The sequence below is a fragment of the Pseudomonas sp. 9_2_1 genome, assembly GCF_059295275.1.
The window spans coordinates 4,853,114-4,875,803 of record NZ_CM181239.1; the positions used below are offsets into that span (position 1 = coordinate 4,853,114).

Here is a 22,690-nt window from a genome sequence, read left to right on the forward strand (position 1 = left end):
AGAGCATTGCTGGGCGGTTGGCAATCTGACTGACGCTAAATAGAAGCTTGCCCTAGAATCAGCGCCGCAATGTGCCAAATGGGGCGTCCGCGTCGACATAACGCATCGCCGACTGCACGTCGCGCCATCCCACATAATCCATCAAGGCTTTGGCATTCCACTGATTGGCACTGGCCCATGTGGCGAACCCTCGACGCAACGAATGGCTGCTGAAACCCACCGCCTCCAGCCCACTGCGCTGCAAGATCCGCCGCAGGATTCGGGACACGCTGTAACTGTGTAGCCCCTCACCCAACCGCCCCCAGCGGTCGACATTACGTAGCAACGGTCCGTCACACAACCCACTGCAGGCCAGCCAATCTTCATAGGCCTGGACCGGACACAAGTGGTTCAGCGCCGGTACGCTGAGCTGTCGCCCCAGGTTGGCGCGATCAGTCTTGCTGCTGGGCAGGAACACCGTCAGCCCCTGCGCCGGTTCAAGCCGGATGAATTCGATGCGCAAACGGCACAGTTCGTCACTGCGCAGCGCACGCCAAAAACCCAGCAACAGCAACAGCCGATCGCGACAAGCACGCAAGCGCATCGCCGGTTGCCCGCCCTCCTCCTCCCTTTTCAGTACCTGAATGCAAGCTTCCAGTTCCTGCAGTTGCAGCGGTTCAGCCTGCTGGACCGGCCGGGTGTGCAATGCCTGGATGCCCCGCAGCACATCGCGCACGGCCGGTGCCTTGGTCGGGTCTACAAAACCATGCTCCTGGTGCCAGCGGGCCAACGCCGCCAGGTGCGTACGCAGAGTACCCGGGGAAAATTGTTCGGCATTCTCCGCCAAGTAGCGCGCCACACTGGCGTGACTGGCCGGCAGCAGCCCGCCCCACTCCCCTTCGAAATGCTCGATCACCCGTGCATAACGGCGGACGGTGCTTTCACGCCTTCCGGCCTGCCGATAGCGCTCGGGATCGCTCATGCCCCGCCCTCCGTATAGCCTAGAACGCAACTGAGCAGTGATTTCCTGCCTGGAGTTTGAGAATGCAGGCTTCTCACACCTCAGGATCGGACCTCTTCCGCGCTGCCGACCAAGGTTTGTACACCTGTAATTTCGTACCGTTTGAACGGTACGAAAAAATGCGGTGTAACAGCGCTTGCCCGGCTGTAACAGTCATGCGGCGAGCTCTGCGTCGAAACGGGCGTCAGGCTCGGAGGGTCACCGCCGGGAAGCGCTCGGCTCAGCCCATGCGGGGCGTCCGCTTCTCTCAGTGTAGCCAAAGCCTTTTGTGCTCTGAGGCAGAGCCACTGCCCGCCATGCACCGGTCATACGCGACCGATGGCCTACTCAGAAACTTCCTGCGCTCTACGCTTAGAGAACGATGGCCAACGAGGCAGGAACCATGAAAATCCTCGGACGCGTGGAATGCGAAGCGGTGACCGATGTCCGCTGCGACGTCTGCAGCGAATCCACCCGGCTAGCAAACGGCAATCTGCACTACGGCAGCCTGGGGGGCAGTGGGGCTATGGGACGGCACACGACGGCGAGCGCGATGAAGTGCACCTCTGTGAGCGCTGCTTCTTCACCACCCTCGCCTACCTCAAACAGGAGCGGCGTACCGTAGATCTATTCGAGGATGACGCCCGCCACGGCGAGAAAGAATTGGGCTTGGTCAGCCGCAACGATTGGTCCCGCGACGGTGGCTGATGGGTTTCGCAAGACCCGCCATCCCTTGATCAAGTCGTATAAGGTGTGCCGAACCCGCAGCAAGCCCCCCACGGGCCACCCGGTTGTCGACGAACCCGTGTATGCTATGAGGGCTGGCTCCGAGATTTGTTGGCGTCACGCCTCCCCTTGGAGACAATTGATAAGCCCGCCGATTTTCGGCGGGCTTTTTACTTTGGACCACTCGCCAGAACTAGAGCGCGGCGAGCCGACCGTACCCCGCATTTACCTGAAAACGTCAATAACGCTCTCTGTACGAAATCCCGAGAAACCTAATCATCGCTCCTCCAACGCTGAGATTTTGTAGAGTCACGCGCCATTAACGGAAAGGAACTCTGTGATGGCAAGGCGCTACGAACTCACGGACGAGGCCTGGGATGTGGTCTCCGATCTCTTCATCGAAACCCATGGCCGAGGCCGGCCCCCGACAATGCGACCGCCTGATGCTCGATGGCGTGCTGTGGGTGCTCTGCTCGGGTGCTGCATGGCGAGATATGTCTGAGCGCTTCGGCCCATGGTCAACGGTGTATCAACGGTTTCGGGGCTGGCGAAACCAGGGGACGTTCGAGCAGATGCTCAAACGGCTGCACCTGAAATTGAATGAGCAAGGCTTGATCGATCTGCAAACCTGGATGATCGACTCAACCGCAGTACGCGCAACCCGAGCCTCATCTGGCGCCGGGAAACAAGGGGACCTGACGAGCCTGCCGATCATGCTCTAGACCGCAGTCGCGGCGGCCTGACTACCAAAATCCACATGCTCTGCGACGCCAACGGAACACCGCTGCGCTTTCTCCTCTCTGGCGGTCAAGCCAGTGGCATCAGCTACGCACAAGCACTATTGGACGAGGTCAGCATTCCATCGAACCAACGTGGCCGCCCGCGTAAGCGCTGCAAATGGCTGCTCGCCGACAAGGGCTACGACGCCGAAGCGCTACGCCGCTACTGCGACCAATATCGAATGCAGCCCATCATCCCGTTGCGCTCGATGAAGCGCAAGCCCAAGCCTGGATTACCAAGACTGTTTGACCGGCCCAAATACCCACAGCGCAACATCATCGAGCGCATGTTTGGCTGACTGAAAGAGAACCGCAGGATCGTGACGCGCTTCGACGAGCTCGCGAAAAGTTATGCCGCGATGGTCTCACTGGCCTGCTCCATGCGGTGTTTGCGACATCTCTTTTCGTACAGAGCCTAGAATAAGAATCGTACCGCTGGCCCAACCGAAAATGGCTAGGGAGCGGATCTATAAAGCGAAGAGTATTGTGACCTCGCAACGGCAGGGTCTATAAGCTGTGAGTGTAATCAATATTTTCATAGGCATCTTGTGCATGTGATGTGGCGAACTAATGAGGGTGCGTTTGAGATGTGTGGCCATAAAAGCTCTATGACGTTGAGTAACTCGCCGCTGCATTACTACCTTAAGCAATTAATATCAGCACCTCACGTAAGGAAAGTGTCTATAATTAGCGTGCAACAAAGTGTGAACAAGGTGTCGGCCGGTAACGTCAAATTTACGTATGCCTTGCTTGCTAGAGAAAGGATAGAGATGATAGCCTAATGCTGGCTATTAAGTGGCTGGTTAAAAGGAACGGCATGGTAGTTGATCCGAGACTTTTGTCTGAAACTGGTGTGCTTTATGGACTTTAGGGATCTTGGATTTTAATAGTCCGTGCGTATTAGGGCTTAGTTGAATGTGAATGGAAATTCTAAGGAGTGCTTGCTTTGAAATTTTATACTGAAAGCCCGGCTTTGTTTGGAGGGGAGCCTTACTGTGTGCTAGTTCCAGATTCATGGAATGATTGGTTCAAGTGGCAGACAATGTTTAAGGTTACTATAATCTTGGGTGCTCGCGAGTCGGTGAGTTTGGGCTATGTAAAAGTGGCTAGGCGCGGGATGAATGAGCAGGACGGAACCACGAAGTTGCCGCAGGCGTTCGAAGCTTTAAGCTCGGAATATTTTTCAATCGGCCAGGATGAGAATTATTACGAAACCCTTATTTCTCTTGGGGATAGTGTGCGAGTTAAATATTTGCGCGCCATGCGTGATTTTGCATTTGATGAAAATATTTACATTCAGCACGAGCAGGAATTGGTTTTGAATGATTCACTGCTAAGGGATATCCTTATATCCCGAGTAAAGGATCGATTTAGGCAGTTGGCTCATGCGAGAAGCCTGTTGACGCCGTATAGTTTTGAATATGAGTTTCCGAAGGACCCCCAAGCTGTGACACCACCACCTCTTCTTAAGTTTGAGGTCATGCCAGGAACACTTCCTTCTACCAATGCCCATGTGATTATCGGGCGGAACGGGGTCGGAAAGAGTAGGTGTTTCGACTTGCTTGCACGTTCATTTCTCGGGATGCCCGCCGAGGATGGCTCGCAAGCAGTTGGGGTTCTTCGAAGCTCTGCTTTCCCTAGCAATCCATTTGTCAGCAGCGCTCGACAACTGGGCTTTGCTGGGCTGGTTGCGGTTTCCTTCAGCGCGTTTGATTCCAAGGGGCCGCTGGGTGGAGTATCGGCCGGAGATGTCCGCTACAGCTATATTGGATTGATTACTAGAGAAAATTTGCCTTTATCGCCACCAGGGTTACCCCCATTAGCTGAACCCCGTGTAAAGGGCGCCTATGAACTTGCCAGTGAGTTTGCACGAAGCGTTTTGATTTGCTTGGAGGGTGTTCGCCGAGATCGGTGGAAAAAAGCACTTGATACTTTAGAGTCAGATCCGCTATTTGCTGAAATCAATGTCTCTTGTCTGTCCGAAATTGATCCCGTGCACGTAGAGGATCAAGCTATTCGAATGTTCAGGAAATTAAGCTCAGGTCACGCCATTGTGCTTTTGGCCGTTACACGACTTGTGGAGTTGGTTGAAGAGAAGTCGTTAGTTCTGATTGATGAGCCAGAATGCCATTTGCATCCACCGTTGCTATCTGCTCTTGTGCGAGCGCTTTCTGATTTATTAGTGAATCGAAACGGCGTAGCGATAATCGCTACGCATTCGCCCGTGGTTCTACAGGAAGTTCCGGCGTCCTGTGTGTGGAAACTCTCCCGCTCAGGTCATGAAGTCACCGCTGAGCGGCCTCAGATTAATACGTTTGGTGAAAACGTAGGTACTTTGACCAGAGAAGTATTTAGCTTGGAGCTAACTCAAACTGGCTATCATAAACTAATTGCCGAGAGGGCGATTGGGCGTACGTATGAACAGGTCATCACTGAATTTGGTGGTGCAATTGGTGCCGAAGGTAGGGCGTTAGCAAGAGCGCTCAGCTTAATACCTCCTCCGAGTATTTAATGATGAAAATCTTGCCGAAGCCACTTTTCAATTTTTCTCAGGTAATGAGTGCCTGCATAGAAGGTACTAGTGATGCCGAATTGGCAGGTAGACTCCGTAGTATTGAGGCTTCATTAGCTGCAACGGCGTCGACGTACGATGCAAGAGGCATAGCTCAGGACCTGTATTTATTTGAACGGGTTCTGTCGGTGGGTTCAGTAACGAAGGCGGAGCTTGACTCTCTTTATACAACCCACTTGAGCGCGACTCGTGGTAGTGCCAGGAAGTACTACAACTTGTTGAGGAGCGCTTCTTCCACTTGTCCACTATGCAGTATTGGGACAGTGACGGTGCTAGATCATCATCTGCCCAAGTCTAAATATCCTGACTTGGCAATTGTTCCAAGCAATTTGGTACCTGCTTGTGATTTCTGCAATAATGCTAAAAAAGCCAAATTTCCTAGTTCTGCTGCTGAGCAAACATTTCATCCCTATTATGACGACTTCACAAGGGAGCAATGGATTTCTGCTGTACTAAATGAACAAGTAGTTCCTGCGCTGCAATTTTTTCCATCCCCTCCTGCGAATTGGGATGAGACGCTGAAGCGAAGAGTTGCAAGGCATTTCAATGTGGTAAATTTAGGCCACAGTTACACTACAAATGCGGCCCACGATTTAACATTAACTCGGGATTACCTCGTTGGCCTGCATGTGGCTCGTGGTGTCTCCGCTGTTAGGAGTTTTTTGATGGAGGAGGCACAGCGGTATAGCGTTAAAGTTAATAGTTGGCAATATATAACCTACAAAACTCTTTCGCTTAACGAATGGTTTGTCAATGGGGGTTTTTACGAAATTCCTCATTGACATCAGATGAGTTGCGTCATTTTTCTTCCTAGGCTCTGTACGAAAAGTATGGTCATCCATCGTTGTGGGAGCGGGCTTGTCCAGCGATCTGCCGCAACGCGGCAGTAAAGCCTGAATTTGCGGCGTCTTTGGCACTATTTGATCTCGAGAACAGGAGCGCTTCGCACTCCATCGCGGGGCAAGCCCGCTCCCACAAGACATTTCGTACAGAGCCTAGGAGCCTGGCGCTGGTGTGGATCTGAGAGGACACCGGGGCACCGTGATCACACCAAACATGGATGACCTGCGTAAGCGTCTCGGCAGCAAAGGCCTCGTGCACCTGCATGTCAGCCAGATGCCGCCAAAGTGTGTTGCCTGCCATCGCGCCGCCGTCCTAAGCCGGTTGAGCAGACCGTATCCCAGCAGGGCGAATAGGTTGAGCCGTCGCGTTGGTCACGCTGTAACTGCCGACCGCGTCAGGTGTCGTGTGGTTTGGGGAGGACCTGCCGAAGGGAGCCTACAAGGCAGCTGCGCAGGCAATACAACATTGGTCCCTGCTGCTACATCGGCACCTCCGGCGTGATCATGCCGGCGGCCGGCCTACCCGACTTGGCCCTGGCAGCAGGCGCCTTGATTAGCCACATCAACCCGATCGACGTTAGCATGAATAATCCTGAGGAACTGATGCTAGATGACCAGTCCGGACAGGTGCTGCCCGCGCGGCTGAGCGCGAAGCAGCGCATTCGGTTTGCACCATACTGTGTTAGAACCACCTTATCGGATCAACGCCATGGCCCGTAGCGGAATCAACAAAGCGCTGGTGCAGACTGCTCGAGACGCCCTCCTCGCCCGGGGTGAAGCGCCGAGCATTGACGCAGTGCGGGTTGAACTGGGCGACACGGGTTCGAAAACTACGATCAACCGCTATTTGCGCGAGCTAGCGAGTGAAGAGCCGCGACCGCCTGCGGTGACGTTGAGCGAGGAAGTGCAGACCTACATGGAAGGTCTGGTACAGCGCCTGGCGGCAGATGCGCAAACAGCAGTCAGCGCCGACCGGGCGCGCCTTGAGCGGCAGAAACTGGCTTACGAGCAGCAACGCCAGATCGACAACGCCCGCCATGAAGAGTTGAAAAAAAATCATCAATTGCTGCTCGATGAACGTCTCGAAGCCCGCGAGCGGGAGCTCACCCTGACGTCGCGCTTGCAGCAATTGGAAGGTGAACGGCAGCGACTGCTCGCCGCCGAATCCCATCTTCAACAAATCGTGAGCGATCGCGCCAAACAGCTTCAGTCGCTGGAAGAAAAGTATCAGCAGGGTCGCGATTCGTTGGTGCATTACCGTGAGCATGTCCGCCAACAGCGGGAGACTGACATCCGAAGCCATGATGCACAGGTACAGCAGCTACAGCATGAGCAGCGGCGTCTGCAGGAGCAGCTGATGAGAAAACAGGAAGACCTGACACAGTTGTACCGAGATTTAGAACGCCAATGCGCTGAAAATCATACTCAGCGCCTGACCCTGCAATCCGCACAGAAACAGGTCCAGCAGCTTCAAGCAAGCCACGAACAGCTGAACACGGTCCTCAGTCAATTGCGACAACGGGAGCAGTTGCTGCAGCTTGAAGCGACCAGCTTACGTGAACGCGCACACCGGTATTTGCTCGATCGTCGCCAGGACCGTCGGAATCTTCGCGACCTCGCGCAACAATTGCATCTGGTTCATCAACTTTTGGCCCGTCTGCCAAGCGAGACCGTTCCCCTCCGTTTAACCTCAGACTCTGATAACTCCACTCCATGATTGAACAGCGCATCGGCGGCTACGTTGTCAGCGAAGTCGCTTGATTATCGCGAGAAACAGCAGTCGATGCATGCTGGTGGGAGAATTCGCAGCAAACACCGTTTAAGTGGATAGGATGATCCATCCATTGCGAACGTTCGCGGCACCATTTTTTGCGCAAGGAATGGGGCAATCCACACCCTATCTCTCCCATAGGCTTTTGAGGACCAACATCCAACTCGCGCAGAAGCTGTTGACGGAAGTTCCAGATGAGTAGCGCGAGTTGTTGATCATCGCCATGTAGCCACTGCCTCTCCTGCAGAAATTCAAAGAGCTTTTCGTCAAAAGCCCAGCACGAGCGCCAGTATTGCCAGCCGTTGTGCGATGCAGGCTCTGTGCCGACAAATATGCGAAAGAGAAAATCTTGGAACTCATTACGAATATTTCTAATCGGTCGCTGGATGCAGCTGAGCCCCGCCATGGCCAAAAGATTCTTCTCCAGCCACATCCGATGAAACATAAAGCGGGTGCCCTGCGTCTGCAACAGCACTAAGTGGACACCCAGGCAAGGCCAATCCACGCGGCCATACAGGAGTCGAGTTAACTTACCGTTATACGCATCCAACGGCTTTCCGCCGATCCGAATGGATGCTGCCAGCTCATCCCATTCGTTCACCCACTCGGGATGAGAAATTGCCATCCACAGCGGATTGTCATACAGCGTGCGTAGTGTCGGAAAATGCTCAAACAACGCAGCTTGGTTATTTTTATTTAACTCCGTTCCGCACCGTAGACGCTTCCATAGCGAAAAACTATCGGTCCATGGGCGAATCATGCGCCAACATTTGGCCATGCTGCATGGGGTGGGAGGGCAGCCCATGGATTGTGCCGCTGCATGAAATAATGTCTTGCTGCGATACAGACAGCTCACTGGGCCTAGTTTGAGGGTGGACATAGTGTACACCTCCAATACGTTCGGAATGCGGCGCACTTTGCGCGGAATGCAGATTTCGGAAAACCCGCAGGGTAGAGCTTTGCGCGGTCTCTGCAGGAAGCCATTGAGCGCCGTATTTTGACCCGTACTCAATATCCCTATTACATCCCATAATGAAGTCCATAGGAAGCACCGTCGGGACGTCCCAACGCTCTCCAAACGCAGCGTTAGTAATCGTTGGGATTTGGAGACTCTATCGTAAAGGAGGCTGAGATGCCTTCTGTCAATTATGTAGATATCAAGGTTCGCCTAGGTGCCGTGGCCGACCTTAGCCCTAGCCGTCTGCCGCGCCATGGTCGGCACGGGAGCCGCGTCACCATTTTTCCTTCAAAGAAAAATGGAGATCCGCTTATGTGTGAGTCATTGCTTGAAGCAGCGTTTTGCTTAGAATTGGAACGGCGGCCCGACGTTGCCCGCTATCAAATTCATCCTTACACACTGAACTTCAAATGTTCAAAGTGTCGTTATACTCCCGACTTCGAGGTCACCTATCTCAGTGGTGCACAGCAGTTGATTGAAGTAAAAAATGATGAAAGCTTTGAATGCTTCAGAACCAAGTCTAGGTTGCTGCAAATTACAGAATGGCTCGCTGAGTACGACTGCCTTCTAGAATGCCTGCCAATGCGCCACTTCTACCATCCGATTCGGACCATCAATCTGGATTATCTGTATCACCGGGGCTACAGCAGCACCGCCCGGTCGGACATAGCGGTCCGACGATATCTGGCCCAAAAGAAAGGAGCAATTCCGCTGCAGCAGTTACTATGCAGCGTACATGAGGCAAGGGAGATTGCGCACGCATTATTCTACAGAGCCATCGTTTGCGATTTATGCAAGCCGCTCACAAGCAACACCATGGTATGGCTTGATTAACAACCAATAAACCTCACCATTTATTTAACTTATCCAAGATGCTCCGGACATGCGGATCACCTCTCCACCTCCGCTCAATTTTTGCCGGTTTAGAGAGAGCAGATCATGAACACTCACAAAGCTTTCAATATGCAGGTTGGCGAGCAGTGGCGCCTTTATACTGAGGTGTATGTCGTTATAGCGGTAGATGACAAGCGAGCGCAGCTGCGCAGTCTTGCAAGGCGCACTCATATAGCGATTCACACCTTGGACCGCCTGCGTCACGCATTCGAACGCGGCAATCTATTCCGCATGCAAGATGCCCCTCTGGAGCATAACGTGCAGCGGATTATCGCCGACCTTACCGACGAGCAACGACGTGATCTCGACAAACGACTCTACTATGTTCGTTCGGCTGAAGCCAAGCTCGGTGGACAGCTGCCGCGTCCAGCGACCATATCGCTAATCCGGGAAACTGCGGAACAGCTCGGTGACCTGCACCCTCCCTGTTATGGTTCGATGTACCGTTGGATGATGCTCTATCGGCAGTCTGGCGGCAGTCCATTGGCATTGATCCGCTCACCTCTGCGGCGTCAGCGGCGACTGCTTGATCGTCAACCCAACGTGGTCGCAGAAATCATTGATCATTGGGTGCGAGAACTGTATTTCATCGAACTTCCACACAGCATTGTGGAAGTTACCGACGTAATCCAATGCAGTCTCGAGGATCTGAACAGCAAGCGACCCGTTACCGACCAATTGAATGTCCCCAGCAATTCGACCATCTGGCGGATCATTCAGCAATATGACACGTACGAAAAAGACTTGGCCCAACTGGGTCGGCGGCGCGCGGTCAATAAACAGAAGTTTAGCAGGAAAAGCCAACAACCTACTCACTTGCTGGATCGAGTTGAGTGCGATACTCAGATGATTGATGTCCTGATCGTGAACGATCGCGGGACCGTCATCGGCCGAGCCTGGCTCACGGTCCTGCTTGAAGTCCGTTCACGCGTGATTATTGGGTGGGACATATCAATCAACCCACCCTGCATCGAGAAAACCCTGCGTGCACTTAAAAGCTCACTCAGCCCAGAGGGTACGTTCACGGGCTTAGCCACTACTTACGTGATGGACAACGGTAGCGAGTTTGCAGGAAAAAAAATTGGCTACATCATGCATTTGCTCGGTTCCAAGGTCGTTTATTGCGAACCTTACACTCCCGATCAGAAGCCGTTCGTTGAGCGCTGGTTCAAAACTCACAACATCCGCTTCGCCCATCACCTCAGCGGAACCACTTTTTCGAGCCCTGACGAACGGGGAGATTATGACTCAGAAAAAAATGCCACCTACACCATCGCCGAACTGAAGGAGAAGTTTGCCAAATTTCTGGATACCTACCATCAGGATCTCCATCGGTCGCTCAATGATTCTCCTCTGAATACCTGGAACAAGTTGATTGACGGCGATTTCCCGCCCAAGAGGTACGGTGCCGAGGATGTTCAACGCTTGTTTTGGAGCAAAACAACGGCATTGCCGGTCAACGGACGCATTGGATTTTCCAATCTTCAATGGACTGGGCCGGCAGTTCCCGCGCTGGCGACGCGCCGACCAAAGAGGGTCAGGCTCACTGTGTTCTATGACATCAGTGATCTGGGCTCTGTGTGGATCTGCCACCCTGACAAGCCTGAAGACCTGTTTCAACTCGAAGCCGTCGACCCGGACTACCAAAACGGGCTGACGTTGCAGTTGCACCGTGTGGTGCTCAAGCAACTACGCAGTGAACGGAAGAGTTTCGACTTTAAGTCTGCCCGTGAGCGCAGGGTCAAATATATCCTCGCGCTGCGCAGCGACAAAGGCAAATCCGCACAAAAACGCTTGGCGCGCTTGGCGGAAAGTCAGAAATCAGCGGTTGAGGAAACAGTTAACATTCCACCCAGCTCTCCACCTCTGGAGCAAGCCAAGTTCTCAAATCCCGCTCCTCTTGCAGCTATTGCACTGCTCGAAAGCATTCCACTCACGTCCACCACTACAGTGCAGGTGCGCCATGATTAACACCGACACCCAATGGTTGCGCGACTACTCTCAACAACTCGTCTTGTTCCCATCGTATCTGCATGCCTACACCATGCTGCAAAAAAGTGTTGAGACCGCTCGACAGCGGAGTATCCCGACGTCCGCGATGGTGGTAGGACCGTCAGGTAGCGGTAAATCCACGCTGCTCAAGTTATTCCGGGATTCGTTTGGCGCTCCACACGAACTGATTGAAGCGAACGGTGTCACCACGGTTCGCCCAGCCTTTTATTGCAGCGTACCGTCACCTGTTACGGTCAAATCTTTCGCCAAGACGCTGGTGCGTGAACTGGGCTGCTCTGATACCAGGGGCGATACCGTGGAACTGAGTTACCGCATCATGGCATTGTTGAAAACCTGCCTAGTCGAAGTGTGTGAATTGGATGAGTTCCACCATCTTGCAAGGCCCGAAGCCGATAAAGCGCGTGGCACCGTGATTGATTGGCTCATTACCATGATGAATGAAACCATGACGCCCTTCGTACTCGCGGGAACGCCAGAGTGCAAGTTTTTGTTGAATCAACGCCCTGCCCTCGCCCGACGTTTTCCATTTATCATAGAGTTACAATATCCGGCTTTCAGTGAGGACAGTGGGTCGGACTACATGGTTTTACTCAGCAGCCTAGACGAGCAACTCTATACCCGGGGGCTTCTTCGCTCAGGGGCTCACCTCACCGATTCGGACATAGCCGTCCGCCTGTATGTCGCAACATCAGGTAGCTTGGAGTACATCAGACTGATCATTCATGGCGCCATTCAGAACATGCTCGCTCATCAACGACTGTCCTTAGAATTGAATGATTTCAATCAAGCGTGCCGGTTGATTGACTTGAAGCTCCGCATGAGCTCGGCTCCTTTCGATCTGGAGTTGCCATCGGCTTATGAAAAACTGCACGTGCACAATGAAAACATTTAACTACATACCATTGCCTTTCGTTGACGAAAGCCCTTCCAGCATTATCCGGCGGCTAGCGCTGATGAACGGATACAGCCGTGTCTCCAAATTAACTTCATGTTTTCATGGTTACAGTTATCCAGTGCATGGAAACTCACTGGTTCAAGGCAGCCGTTACGAATCAATGATGCACGCTCAAGTAGGTCCCGCATTACAAAAGCGCATTCACGACGGGTTCTACTCTCTAGCAAACCCAGATGAGCCTGACGGAAGGTTTCAAATTGGGAAACTGAAAATTGGTAGACGCCTGCTGCGAGCTTCCTTTTACCCTGTTTGCAGTGAGTGCCAAATGGCTGACCACTTCCACTATATAAATGACCTGTGCCTATGCAGCTATTGCCCCATACATCAACGAAAACTGCTTAATGCCTGCCCAAAATGCAAGCGCCCTCTTAGATTGAGCCACCTGGGCCGTAAAAACTGTATCTGCGGTGTTAATTGGGAGTCTCCGACATGTTCGAAAGATGACTGCCTTCCCGAAGAGCGATTGCTCACCTTACTTAAGCAGCAAGACCAGGTAAAGCTTGACTCATTCTTCTCAGCAATGCTCATGCTTGGCATCCCTAAACAAAAAATCAACCGGGCGAGCCACCTGATTTTCGATGCCGCCACCGCCTTAGTATTTGACGACTCTGAAAGACTTTGGAAACTACTCCCCCACATCTGGGATTCGATGGACTCAACGCAGGCAGAGATACTTAGCTTAAAACTAAAGAAACAATACCCAAAGTTTTTTAGCCTACTTAATGGGCTCCCTCATAAAAGCATGACCGCTAGTAAAACAGCTCGACCACGGCCAATCTTCGGTAATGGACTAAGACTTCTGCTTGGGATTGACAGCCGCCTTTGGAAACAGTTCCTAAAAGCACAGCCGGCATATGATAAAGCCAGGTATGACGGTGCTGATATCGCGCCCATAAGCATTGCAATTAATAATTTTAAAACAAGCACCAAGGCCCATCAATTCATCCTCGAAGCCCAAATACATTCAAACTGTTATTCATTAAGCGACACTACTAAGATCTTGGGCCTTAACCCTCAAGAATGCAAGGACTTATCACGCCAGAAGCTATTGACACCAATTGCGTCAATTCGCACTGCCTCCTACTTCAAAAAAGAAGATGTGCATGCCTTCCAAACTTCATACATAACCACTCAAGCGCTTGCTGCAAAATATAAGAGATCTTGTTTTGAAATTTTCGCTGCGATCAACCGTTGCGGGGCAGTCACGCCGATTTTCAACAAGGTAGGTAATCCATTTCTGATTCACTCCGCAGATCTGACAGCGGTATCTCTTTCGATCGATACGATCCCGCACAAAAGTAACTCAATAAGAAGAAATAAGAAAATTCGACGCTGCTTCATGGGCGATAAAACAAACTGCACTCTCGATCAAGCGGCCGCGATATTAAAAACACATAAAAATACAGTAATCTATTACCGCGATATTGGCTTGCTTCGTTGCTCAGACACTGACACTCGAATTTTTCTACTAGACGACGTAGAAAAATTCTATGAACGCTACACCACTCCTCGCATCCTTAGCAATGAGCTTAATCTCACCGCCAATAAATTGCATATCATCCTTGAGGCGCATAATGTGCATGCCATTACCGGAAAATTGATCAATGGGCATTCGATTACCGTTTATGACCGCAGACACTTTTCTGATGCCCTGAAAATCCTACTGAATCCGACAGGCGGAACCTTTGGCATGTGCCTCTCACAAAAAAAAATAGTGGGCTTGCAAGAAGCAGCAAATCTCTTGCATATCAAACGAGCTGACTTGATTCGCGTTGCCCGCGATGAAATTCGGCCTGCTAGAGCTCCACTCTATAGATCGTACACGAAAGTTTCCTTAGACGAAATCGACTCCCTGCGGACAAAGCTAGCAACCCTAACCCCGCTCAAAGCAATTTTGGAGTCACACAACCTTAGTCAGTATCAATTTTGCAGACGCTTCATAACTAAGGGGTTTGTCCACCCGATCAAGTTTAATGATCAACAATTCCTCACCCAATGCGACGCCAGAAAAATCAACTCATTCCTGAGCGAATACTGCACCATAATGGAAGCAGCGAAAATCTTGGGACTTTCTGCGACCCATGTTAATTTCTTAGCCAATCATAATAAAATGGATTTTTATTGGATACCCGACTATGGCTTTAAACATCCACTATTGAAAAGAAAAGAGATCCATGCCCTCTTGAATAGGTATTTTAAGTAGAATCAGCAGAAACCAGATATCCGCCATATAACTAGTCTACCCCAAGCCTTGGATGAAAAACCAACCGCTTACAGCAGAGCACTCACGGCTAAGTGCATAATCAAATTTAGGCCAATGCTGAGCTACCGCTCGTCTTTCCACTTCATCAATGTCACCCACCCACTACAATTTCCCCGGCGCCAGCCATTCAGCTTCTCTCATTGCTGATTAATGGCCCCCTCTAGCTTATTCGGCATTTTTTGACATTTCGATTAAAAATTAAGAGCCGGCATCATCAAGTCTTGCCAAGCTCAACCAATAGTTCTTCTTGTTCTACACTCGATCGCCCGTTCTGCCCCGAATGAAACCATTGCTCCTTGTTTCAAATATCTAGAAAAATAAAATCAATGTAGCTGAATTTATATCCACCTCAGCCAATCTGCCAAGGAATTGTGGTTTAAAACAGGATGAAAACCTACGCGGGCTGAACATCAAGAAGGCTGCCGATTGGCAGCCTTTTTATTGGCTCGGGAATGGCAGAATGGGGTTCTTCGCGGGCAAGCCCGCTCCCACAGAATCAGAGCTCTAGCTTTTTGGCGATGTCTACCTTGAGACTGCAGCCTGGGACTGCCATATCCTGGAGGCCTACTCGAGTCGCTCAGCGGCCTTTTTGTAAGCTTGGTCTCTTTCACGGCGATCGACAGCGACGACAAAAACCACGATCTCTTGGTCAATGACCTGATAGATCAGCCTATACCGGCTGCTGCGCAGCTTTATCTTGTAGCAGTCTGGTAGCGAGTGAAGACGATTGGCTTCAACCCGAGGATTCAGCAGAACCTCTGCCAGTTTCTTCTTGAACTGCTGACGCACGGTATCGCCCAGTTTCTTCCACTCTTTCAATGCACGGGAATCGAAGTCGAGGCTATAGGTCATCCAGCTGCACCCTCACGCGCTGCGGCGAAGCCAGTCGCTCCTGCACAGTGGCAATGAGGTCTTCATCTTCTTCGGTCATGAGGACCGGCCGGAAGGGTAACTTGCCCCGCTCAGCTACATATTGCAGAGCCTGTCGCATGAGTTCAGAGGGGGTTACGCCGAGGCGCTCGAGCTCTTTGTAGGCGCGGGCTTTGAGATCATCGTCGACGCGGATGTTGATGGAAGCCATAACCTGGCCCTCATGTAATGACGAATGTCATTACAATGCACTGATCTTGGTGATTCTGCAATGGCGGATTGTTTGCTGGCAGTGCCACAGTCCATTCACTTATGAGCCGCTAGCGCAATCACCTTAGGAGCTGCTTTGGGTCGTGCAGCGGCCGCAAGACCCCGCACCTGTAATATTGCCGGGGCCGCTGTGCGGCCCTTTCGCGACACAAGGCCGCTCCTACAGGGAATCGCGAACCCGCTCGTACCAAAGGCCGAGCGCCATCGAAGGCCTGGGAGTGGACCAGGTCATCGTATGTCTTTGTACGCGGCATTGTAGAGCACGCGCGCCCGGTTTTTCGGTTATCGCAGCCTTGATCACTGGCTCATTACGGATTGACAGCCTACCGCCTCCTTGCTAATAATCGCCCACAGTTGTACGACAACGCATAACAAAAACAACAATCAGTGGACGAAATCATGTCGACACTCATCCCGCTCCATCCACGCCTGTTGCACACCTCTTTTCCCGCAGCCAGCTCACGTACATCCACCGGTACCTAGCCGCCGGCTAGTACGCAGTCACCCCAGGCCCTGACCGGCCCGTAATCTACTCGCCCCTGCCGCAGGCCGCTTGCGCGTGCCCGGTGGACGGGCTGCTACACCCTTCGGGAGCACAACAATAATGAAAATCTGCCAAACCCTTCCCTTCGCCCTGCTCGGCGCCGGGGTCATTGCCGGCCTGCCAGGCACTAGCCTGGCGGCGGGTTTTGTCGAGGACAGCAAGGCCACGCTCGGGCTGCGCAACTTCTACATCAACCGTAATTTCACCAACCCCGCCAACCCGCAAAGCAAAGCCGAGGAGTGGACGCAAAGCTTCATCCTCGATGCCCGTTCGGGATTCACCGAGGGCCCGATCGGGTTCGGCGTGGATGTGCTGGGGCTGTGGTCGGTGAAGCTCGACGGCGGTGGCGGCACCTATGGCACGGCGCTGCTCCCGCGTCATGACGATGGCCGGCCGGCGGATGACTATGGGCGCCTGGCGGTAGCAGGCAAGGCGCGGATTTCCAAGACCGAACTGAAGATCGGCGAGTGGATGCCGGTGCTGCCGATCCTGCGCTCGGACGACGGGCGCTCGCTGCCGCAGACGTTCCGCGGCGGGCAGGTCACCTCCAACGAGATTGCCGGCCTGACCCTGTACGGCGGCCAGTTCCGCGGCAACAGCCCGCGCAATGACGCCAGCATGGAAGACATGAGCTACGGCGGCGGGGTGTCGGACCGCTTCAACTTCGTCGGCGGCGAGTACAAGTTCAACCAGGACCGCACCCTGGTCGGGCTGTGGAACGCTGTGCTGAAGGACGTTTACCAGCAGCAGTACCTGCAACTGAGCCACAGCCAGCCGCTGGGCGACTGGACCCTGGGCGCCAACCTGGGCTACTTCCATGGCGATGATGACGGTTCCAGGCGCGCAGGCGAACTGGATAACAAGACCTACTCGGGAATGTTCTCGGCCAAGTACGGTGGCAACACCTTCTGGGTGGGGTTGCAGAAGGTCGATGGCGATACCTGGATGCGGGTCAATGGCACCAGTGGCGGGACCCTGGCCAACGACAGCTACAACTCCAGCTTCGACAACGCCAACGAGCGTTCGTGGCAGGTGCGGCATGACTTCAACTTCGTCACTGTGGGGGTGCCGGGTTTGACGCTGATGAACCGCTATATCAGCGGCCAGGATGTCCACAGCGGGGTGGTGACCGATGGCAAGGAATGGGTGCGCGAGACCGAGCTTGCCTATGTGATCCAGAGCGGGGCGTTCAAGGATTTGAGCGTGAAGTGGCGCAACTCGTCGATTCGCCGGGATTACAGCAATAACGAGTTTGATGAGAACCGGTTGATTTTCAACTACCCGTTGTCGTTGCTCTAATCAAAGGCTACGGGATATGGCACCGGCTTCGCCGGTGTTCGCGGGTGAACCCGCTCCCACAGGGATCGCGTAGGTCAGAAGAGCATCTATCTACTGTGGGAGCGGGTTTACCCGCGAAGAGGCCGGCAAAAGCCACACAAGCCTCATTGACAACCACCGGAACCACCGCCAATAATCACAAAAGTCATACGACAACCTACAACAATCAACAACAAGAGCCGGCCATGACCACTACCCCCCTCAATCGCCTGCTGCTCACCGGAGCTGCAGGCGGCCTGGGCAAGGTCCTTCGCGATCGCCTGCAAGGCTACGCCGAGGTCCTGCGCCTTTCCGATATCAGCCCCATGGCGCCCGCTGCCGGGCCGCATGAAGAGGTCGTCACTTGCGACCTGGCCGACAAGGCTGCAGTGCATGCCCTGGTCGAAGGCGTTGATGCCATCATCCACTTCGGTGGCGTATCCACCGAGCATTCCTTCGAAGACATCCTCGGCCCCAACATCTGTGGCGTATTCCACATCTATGAGGCGGCGCGCAAACATGGCGTAAAGCGCATCATCTTCGCCAGCTCCAACCACACCATCGGCTTCTACCGCCAGGACGAGCGCATAGACGCCCACTCCCCGCGCCGCCCCGACAGCTACTACGGGCTGTCCAAGTGCTATGGCGAGGATGTTGCCAGTTTCTACTTCGACCGTTACGGCATCGAGACCGTCAGCATCCGCATCGGCTCGTCGTTCCCGCAACCGCAGAACCCGCGCATGCTCTGCACCTGGCTGAGCTATGACGACCTGCTGCAGCTGATCGAGCGAGGCCTGTCTACGCCGGACGTTGGCCACACCGTGGTCTACGGCGCTTCCGACAACCGCACCGTGTGGTGGGACAACCGCCATGCCGCGCACCTGGGCTACGCGCCCAAGGACAGCTCGGAAGCCTTCCGCGCCGCCGTGGAAGCCCAGCCGGCGCCTGCCGCCGATGACCCGAGCATGGTCTATCAGGGCGGCGCTTTCGCCGTGGCCGGCCCGTTCAACTGACCCACTGCGCCAGGAGGCACGGCCATGAACTGCGAACTGATCGTCGACGCCCGCAACGGCACCGGCGAAAGCCCCGTGTGGCACCCAAGCGAACAGGCCCTGTACTGGGTCGATATTCCCGCACGCCAACTGCACCGTTGGCAGGCGGCCGATGGCATGCACCAGGTCTGGCAGGCTGACGAGATGCTCGCCTGTATCGCCCGCAGCGGCGAAGGCTGGGTGGCCGGTATGGAAAGCGGCATATTCCAGCTGCAGGCCAAGGCTGACGGCAGCCTCGACAGCCACCTGCTCAGCAGCGTGCAGCATGCCCAGGCTGGCATGCGCTTCAACGATGGACGCTGTGACCGCCAAGGCCGCTTCTGGGCCGGCAGCATGCTCATGGACATGCCGCAGGGCGCCCACGTTGGCGCGCTGTACCGGCATGATGGCGAAGGCCAGCTGCATCTGCAGCTGGATGGCATGATCGTGCCTAACGGCCTGGCCTTCAGCCCCGATGGCAAACGCATGTACCTGTCCGACTCGCACCCCAACGTGCAGAAGGTCTGGGTGTTCGACTACGACATCGACAGCGGCACGCCGCACGACAAACGGCTGTTCGTCGACATGCGCGGTTACCCCGGCCGGCCCGATGGCGCCGCCATCGACCAGGATGGCTGCTACTGGATCTGCGGCAACGATGCCGGGCAGGTCCATCGCTTTACCCCCGAAGGTCGGCTTGACCGCTCACTCGACGTGCCGGTGAAAAAGCCTGCGATGTGTGCCTTTGGCGGCGCCAACCTGGACACCCTGTACGTCACCTCGATCCGCCCCGCGGGCTCCGACCTCAGTAACCAGCCCCTGGCTGGCGGGGTATTTGCCCTCAACCCTGGCACCAAGGGTGTCGAGGAACCTGCCTACCGGGGCTGAGCCCTTTGCCACACCAACACTTGCACGCCCGAAACCGGATAATAAAAACCACGGAGTTTCATCATGACGTTCAAACGCAAGCTGCTTCTTGCCGCACTCCCCTTCGCCCTCAGCCTGTCCATGCCCGTCTCGGCACTGGACATCAAGTTCGCCGAAATCCACCCGGCCGGCTACCCGACGGTGGTTGCCGAACAGAACATGGGCAAAAAACTCGAACAGGCCAGCAATGGCGACATTACTTTCAAGATGTTCGCCGGTGGCGTGCTGGGCTCGGAAAAGGAAGTGATCGAACAGGCGCAGATCGGTGCCGTGCAGATGACCCGCGTCAGCCTGGGGATCGTCGGCCCGGTGGTGCCGGATGTGAACGTGTTCAACATGCCGTTCGTATTCCGCGACCACGAACACATGCGCAAGATCATCGACGGTGAGATCGGCCAGGAGATCCTCGACAAGATCACCAACTCCGATTTCAACCTGGTCGCCCTGGCCTGGATGGACGGTGGCTCGCGCAGCATCTACACCAAGAAGCCAGTGCGCAGCCTTGAAGACCTCAAGGGCATGAAGATTCGCGTGCAGGGCAACCCGCTGTTCATCGACATGATGAACGCCATGGGCGGCAACGGCATCGCCATGGACACCGGGGAGATCTTCAGCGCGCTGCAGACCGGCGTGATCGATGGCGCCGAGAACAACCCGCCGACGCTGCTCGAGCACAACCACTTCCAGAGTGCCAAGTACTACACCCTGACCGGTCACCTGATCCTGCCGGAGCCGGTGGTAATGTCCAAGACCACGTGGAACAAGCTGAGCCCCGAGCAGCAGGTGCTGGTGAAAAAAGTGGCCCGTGAAGCACAGATGGAAGAACGCGCACTGTGGGACGCCAAGTCCGCCGCCAGCGAAGAGAAGCTCAAGGCCGCCGGCGTGGAATTCATCAGCGTCGACAAGAAGCCGTTCTACGACGCCACCGCCTCGGTACGTGAAAAATACGGCGCGCCGTACGCCGACCTGATGAAGCGCATCGACGCCGTCCAGTAACCCGGTCCCTTCCCGAACGACCTCGGCAGTGCGGCGCCCGCCGCCCTGCCGCTTTGGTGATGCCCATGAAAAACCTTTTCCTGCGTGCGAACGACACGCTCTACCGCGGCTGCATCTGGATCGCCGGCCTGTCGATCCTGGCCATGTCGCTGATCATCCCCTGGGGCATCTTCGCCCGCTACGTGCTCGGCACTGGCGCCAGCTGGCCAGAGCCGGTGGCCATCCTGCTGATGGTGGTGTTCACCTTCGTCGGCGCCGCCGCCAGCTATCGGGCCGGGGCGCACATGGCGGTGGCGATGATCACCGACCGCCTGCCTCCGCTGCCGCAGCAGCTGGCCGCGCTGCTGGTGCAAGTGCTGATGATTCTGGTGTGCGTGTTCATGACCTGGTACGGCACCAAGCTGTGCATCACCACCTGGAATCAGTTTCTGGCATCGCTGCCGGGCGTGCGGGTGGGCATGACCTATGCGCCGATCCCGATCGGTGGTGTGCTGACCCTGGTCTTTGTGCTGGAGAAACTGCTGCTGGGCGACCAGAGCCAGCGCAAGGTGGTGCGCTTCGACCAACTCGAAGAAGAAAGCGAAGGAGCGGCATAAATGGATGCGTTCATTCTGTTGGGCAGTTTCGTCGCCCTCATCCTGCTCGGCATGCCGGTGGCCTATGCCCTGGGCCTGTCGGCACTGATCGGCGCCTGGTGGATCGACATTCCGCTGCAGGCGATGATGATCCAGGTGGCCAGTGGGGTTAACAAGTTCTCGCTGCTGGCCATTCCGTTCTTCGTGCTGGCCGGCGCGATCATGGCCGAAGGCGGCATGTCACGGCGCCTGGTGGCGTTTGCCGGGGTGCTGGTGGGCTTCGTGCGCGGCGGGCTGTCGCTGGTCAACATCATGGCCTCGACCTTTTTCGGTGCGATTTCCGGCTCGTCGGTGGCCGACACCGCGTCGGTGGGTTCGGTGCTGATCCCGGAGATGGAGCGCAAAGGCTACCCCCGAGAGTTCTCCACCGCCGTGACCGTCAGTGGCTCGGTGCAGGCATTGCTGACCCCGCCAAGCCACAACTCGGTACTGTATTCGCTGGCGGCGGGCGGCACGGTGTCGATCGCCTCGCTGTTCATGGCCGGGGTGATGCCAGGCTTGCTGCTGAGTGGGGTGATGATGGGCCTGTGCCTGTTGTTCGCCCGGAAGCGCAACTACCCCAAGGGCGAAGTGATCCCCCTGCGCCAGGCGCTGAAGATCGCCGGCGAGGCGCTATGGGGCCTGATGGCCATGGTCATCATCCTTGGCGGCATTCTGTCGGGCGTATTCACGGCCACCGAATCGGCGGCAGTGGCCGTGGTGTGGTCGTTCTTCGTGACCATGTTCGTCTACCGCGACTACAAGTGGCGCGACCTGCCCAAGCTGATGCACCGCACGGTGCGGACCATCTCGATCGTGATGATCCTGATCGGCTTTGCCGCCAGCTTTGGCTACGTGATGACCCTGATGCAGATCCCGTCGAAGATCACCACGGCGTTCCTGACACTGTCGGACAACCGCTACGTAATCCTGATGTGCATCAACTTCATGCTGTTGCTGCTGGGTACGGTGATGGACATGGCACCGCTGATCCTGATCCTCACGCCGATCCTGCTGCCGGTGGTTACCGGTATCGGGGTGGACCCGGTGCAGTTCGGCATGATCATGCTGGTGAACCTGGGGATAGGCTTGATTACACCGCCGGTGGGGGCGGTGCTGTTCGTCGGCTCGGCCGTTGGCAAGGTGAGCATCGAATCGACCGTGAAGGCACTGCTGCCGTTCTACCTGGCGCTGTTCCTGGTACTGATCGCGGTGACCTACATTCCGGCCATTTCGCTATGGCTGCCTAGCGTGGTGTTGTAACTGAAAGCGGGGCCGCTTTGCGGCCCATCGCCGGCGAGCCAGCTCCCACAGGAATTGGGCAGCCGTCCAGCCCTGCGCAGTCTCTGTGGGAGCTGGCTCGCCGGCG

At 55.0% G+C, this 22,690-nt stretch carries 19 protein-coding genes and 1 pseudogene; 16 read left to right on the forward strand and 4 right to left on the reverse strand.

Annotated features, from left to right (window positions below):
• Positions 1–58 precede the first annotated feature (58 nt).
• Positions 59–961, reverse strand: a complete 903-nt coding sequence (locus tag AC5O5I_RS22040) for a site-specific integrase (protein ID WP_494511561.1) — start codon at positions 959–961, stop codon at positions 59–61.
• 576 nt (positions 962–1,537) lie between these two features.
• Between AC5O5I_RS22040 and AC5O5I_RS22045 the strand changes: the two genes are divergently transcribed.
• From AC5O5I_RS22045 to AC5O5I_RS22070, 6 genes and pseudogenes are all read left to right on the forward strand, one after another.
• Complete coding sequence (locus AC5O5I_RS22045; protein ID WP_494511562.1) at positions 1,538–1,687, forward strand: hypothetical protein; 150 nt, start codon at positions 1,538–1,540, stop codon at positions 1,685–1,687.
• 358 nt (positions 1,688–2,045) lie between these two features.
• Positions 2,046–2,903, forward strand: a pseudogene (locus tag AC5O5I_RS22050) (IS5 family transposase).
• 527 nt (positions 2,904–3,430) lie between these two features.
• On the forward strand, positions 3,431–4,996 hold the full coding sequence (locus AC5O5I_RS22055) for an AAA family ATPase (protein WP_494511563.1): 1,566 nt from the start codon (positions 3,431–3,433) through the stop codon (positions 4,994–4,996).
• Positions 4,996–5,838 carry an HNH endonuclease gene (locus tag AC5O5I_RS22060; RefSeq protein WP_494511564.1) on the forward strand — a complete coding sequence of 281 codons (843 nt, stop codon included), beginning with the start codon at positions 4,996–4,998 and terminating at the stop codon, positions 5,836–5,838. Before AC5O5I_RS22055 ends, AC5O5I_RS22060 begins: the two co-directional genes overlap by 1 nt.
• Before the next feature lie 259 nt (positions 5,839–6,097).
• Positions 6,098–6,400 carry a Sir2 family NAD-dependent protein deacetylase gene (locus AC5O5I_RS22065; protein WP_494511565.1) on the forward strand — a complete coding sequence of 101 codons (303 nt, stop codon included), beginning with the start codon at positions 6,098–6,100 and terminating at the stop codon, positions 6,398–6,400.
• A gap of 207 nt (positions 6,401–6,607) precedes the next feature.
• Complete coding sequence (locus AC5O5I_RS22070; protein WP_494511566.1) at positions 6,608–7,615, forward strand: DNA-binding protein; 1,008 nt, start codon at positions 6,608–6,610, stop codon at positions 7,613–7,615.
• A 19-nt stretch (positions 7,616–7,634) separates the two neighbouring features.
• Here AC5O5I_RS22070 and AC5O5I_RS22075 read toward each other — a convergent pair whose 3' ends face one another.
• Complete coding sequence (locus AC5O5I_RS22075; protein WP_494511567.1) at positions 7,635–8,549, reverse strand: hypothetical protein; 915 nt, start codon at positions 8,547–8,549, stop codon at positions 7,635–7,637.
• Positions 8,550–8,801: 252 nt separating this feature from the next.
• Here AC5O5I_RS22075 and AC5O5I_RS22080 point away from each other — a divergent pair, with 252 nt between their 5' ends.
• The 4 genes from AC5O5I_RS22080 (at position 8,802) to AC5O5I_RS22095 (ending at position 14,692) form a co-directional block, all read left to right on the forward strand.
• On the forward strand, positions 8,802–9,461 hold the full coding sequence (locus tag AC5O5I_RS22080; protein ID WP_494511568.1) for a hypothetical protein: 660 nt from the start codon (positions 8,802–8,804) through the stop codon (positions 9,459–9,461).
• Between the two features lie 105 nt (positions 9,462–9,566).
• Entirely contained in the window at positions 9,567–11,492 is a 1,926-nt protein-coding gene (locus tag AC5O5I_RS22085) for a TnsB C-terminal domain-containing protein (RefSeq protein ID WP_494511569.1), read from the forward strand.
• On the forward strand, positions 11,485–12,426 hold the full coding sequence (locus AC5O5I_RS22090) for a TniB family NTP-binding protein (protein ID WP_494511570.1): 942 nt from the start codon (positions 11,485–11,487) through the stop codon (positions 12,424–12,426). Before AC5O5I_RS22085 ends, AC5O5I_RS22090 begins: the two co-directional genes overlap by 8 nt.
• On the forward strand, positions 12,413–14,692 hold the full coding sequence (locus AC5O5I_RS22095; RefSeq protein WP_494511571.1) for a hypothetical protein: 2,280 nt from the start codon (positions 12,413–12,415) through the stop codon (positions 14,690–14,692). Before AC5O5I_RS22090 ends, AC5O5I_RS22095 begins: the two co-directional genes overlap by 14 nt.
• Positions 14,693–15,316: 624 nt before the next feature.
• On the opposite strand, the gene AC5O5I_RS22100 is transcribed toward AC5O5I_RS22095, so the two are convergent.
• Complete coding sequence (locus AC5O5I_RS22100) at positions 15,317–15,604, reverse strand: type II toxin-antitoxin system RelE family toxin (RefSeq protein WP_494511572.1); 288 nt, start codon at positions 15,602–15,604, stop codon at positions 15,317–15,319.
• Positions 15,594–15,833, reverse strand: a complete 240-nt coding sequence (locus AC5O5I_RS22105; RefSeq protein WP_028700126.1) for a type II toxin-antitoxin system RelB/DinJ family antitoxin — start codon at positions 15,831–15,833, stop codon at positions 15,594–15,596. Before AC5O5I_RS22105 ends, AC5O5I_RS22100 begins: the two co-directional genes overlap by 11 nt.
• 663 nt (positions 15,834–16,496) lie before the next feature.
• On the opposite strand from AC5O5I_RS22105, the gene AC5O5I_RS22110 reads away from it, so the two are divergent.
• The 6 genes from AC5O5I_RS22110 to AC5O5I_RS22135 all read left to right on the forward strand — a co-directional run bounded on the left by AC5O5I_RS22110 (position 16,497) and on the right by AC5O5I_RS22135 (position 22,584).
• On the forward strand, positions 16,497–17,735 hold the full coding sequence (locus AC5O5I_RS22110; protein WP_494511573.1) for an OprD family porin: 1,239 nt from the start codon (positions 16,497–16,499) through the stop codon (positions 17,733–17,735).
• A 224-nt stretch (positions 17,736–17,959) separates the two neighbouring features.
• Positions 17,960–18,766, forward strand: a complete 807-nt coding sequence (locus tag AC5O5I_RS22115; protein WP_172229316.1) for an NAD-dependent epimerase/dehydratase family protein — start codon at positions 17,960–17,962, stop codon at positions 18,764–18,766.
• A gap of 24 nt (positions 18,767–18,790) precedes the next feature.
• Positions 18,791–19,672: a glucurono-1,5-lactonase gene (locus AC5O5I_RS22120; RefSeq protein WP_494511574.1), complete on the forward strand. Its 882-nt coding sequence runs from the start codon at positions 18,791–18,793 to the stop codon at positions 19,670–19,672.
• A 63-nt stretch (positions 19,673–19,735) separates the two neighbouring features.
• Positions 19,736–20,707, forward strand: coding sequence for a TRAP transporter substrate-binding protein (locus tag AC5O5I_RS22125; RefSeq protein WP_172229320.1), 972 nt, complete (start codon positions 19,736–19,738; stop codon positions 20,705–20,707).
• A gap of 65 nt (positions 20,708–20,772) precedes the next feature.
• Positions 20,773–21,303, forward strand: coding sequence for a TRAP transporter small permease (locus AC5O5I_RS22130; RefSeq protein WP_172229322.1), 531 nt, complete (start codon positions 20,773–20,775; stop codon positions 21,301–21,303).
• Positions 21,304–22,584 carry a TRAP transporter large permease gene (locus AC5O5I_RS22135; protein WP_172229324.1) on the forward strand — a complete coding sequence of 427 codons (1,281 nt, stop codon included), beginning with the start codon at positions 21,304–21,306 and terminating at the stop codon, positions 22,582–22,584.
• Positions 22,585–22,690 lie beyond the last annotated feature (106 nt).

Bases quoted from the DNA above. Each gene is read 5' to 3' on its own strand.
- AC5O5I_RS22040 (WP_494511561.1), bottom strand. From the start codon at position 961: ATGAGCGATCCCGAGCGCTATCGGCAGGCCGGAAGGCGTGAAAGCACC.
- AC5O5I_RS22060 (WP_494511564.1), top strand. From the start codon at position 4,996: ATGATGAAAATCTTGCCGAAGCCACTTTTCAATTTTTCTCAGGTAATG.
- AC5O5I_RS22070 (WP_494511566.1), top strand. From the start codon at position 6,608: ATGGCCCGTAGCGGAATCAACAAAGCGCTGGTGCAGACTGCTCGAGAC.
- AC5O5I_RS22075 (WP_494511567.1), bottom strand. From the start codon at position 8,549: ATGTCCACCCTCAAACTAGGCCCAGTGAGCTGTCTGTATCGCAGCAAG.
- AC5O5I_RS22080 (WP_494511568.1), top strand. From the start codon at position 8,802: ATGCCTTCTGTCAATTATGTAGATATCAAGGTTCGCCTAGGTGCCGTG.
- AC5O5I_RS22085 (WP_494511569.1), top strand. From the start codon at position 9,567: ATGAACACTCACAAAGCTTTCAATATGCAGGTTGGCGAGCAGTGGCGC.
- AC5O5I_RS22090 (WP_494511570.1), top strand. From the start codon at position 11,485: ATGATTAACACCGACACCCAATGGTTGCGCGACTACTCTCAACAACTC.
- AC5O5I_RS22095 (WP_494511571.1), top strand. From the start codon at position 12,413: ATGAAAACATTTAACTACATACCATTGCCTTTCGTTGACGAAAGCCCT.
- AC5O5I_RS22100 (WP_494511572.1), bottom strand. From the start codon at position 15,604: ATGACCTATAGCCTCGACTTCGATTCCCGTGCATTGAAAGAGTGGAAG.
- AC5O5I_RS22105 (WP_028700126.1), bottom strand. From the start codon at position 15,833: ATGGCTTCCATCAACATCCGCGTCGACGATGATCTCAAAGCCCGCGCC.
- AC5O5I_RS22110 (WP_494511573.1), top strand. From the start codon at position 16,497: ATGAAAATCTGCCAAACCCTTCCCTTCGCCCTGCTCGGCGCCGGGGTC.
- AC5O5I_RS22115 (WP_172229316.1), top strand. From the start codon at position 17,960: ATGACCACTACCCCCCTCAATCGCCTGCTGCTCACCGGAGCTGCAGGC.
- AC5O5I_RS22120 (WP_494511574.1), top strand. From the start codon at position 18,791: ATGAACTGCGAACTGATCGTCGACGCCCGCAACGGCACCGGCGAAAGC.
- AC5O5I_RS22125 (WP_172229320.1), top strand. From the start codon at position 19,736: ATGACGTTCAAACGCAAGCTGCTTCTTGCCGCACTCCCCTTCGCCCTC.
- AC5O5I_RS22130 (WP_172229322.1), top strand. From the start codon at position 20,773: ATGAAAAACCTTTTCCTGCGTGCGAACGACACGCTCTACCGCGGCTGC.
- AC5O5I_RS22135 (WP_172229324.1), top strand. From the start codon at position 21,304: ATGGATGCGTTCATTCTGTTGGGCAGTTTCGTCGCCCTCATCCTGCTC.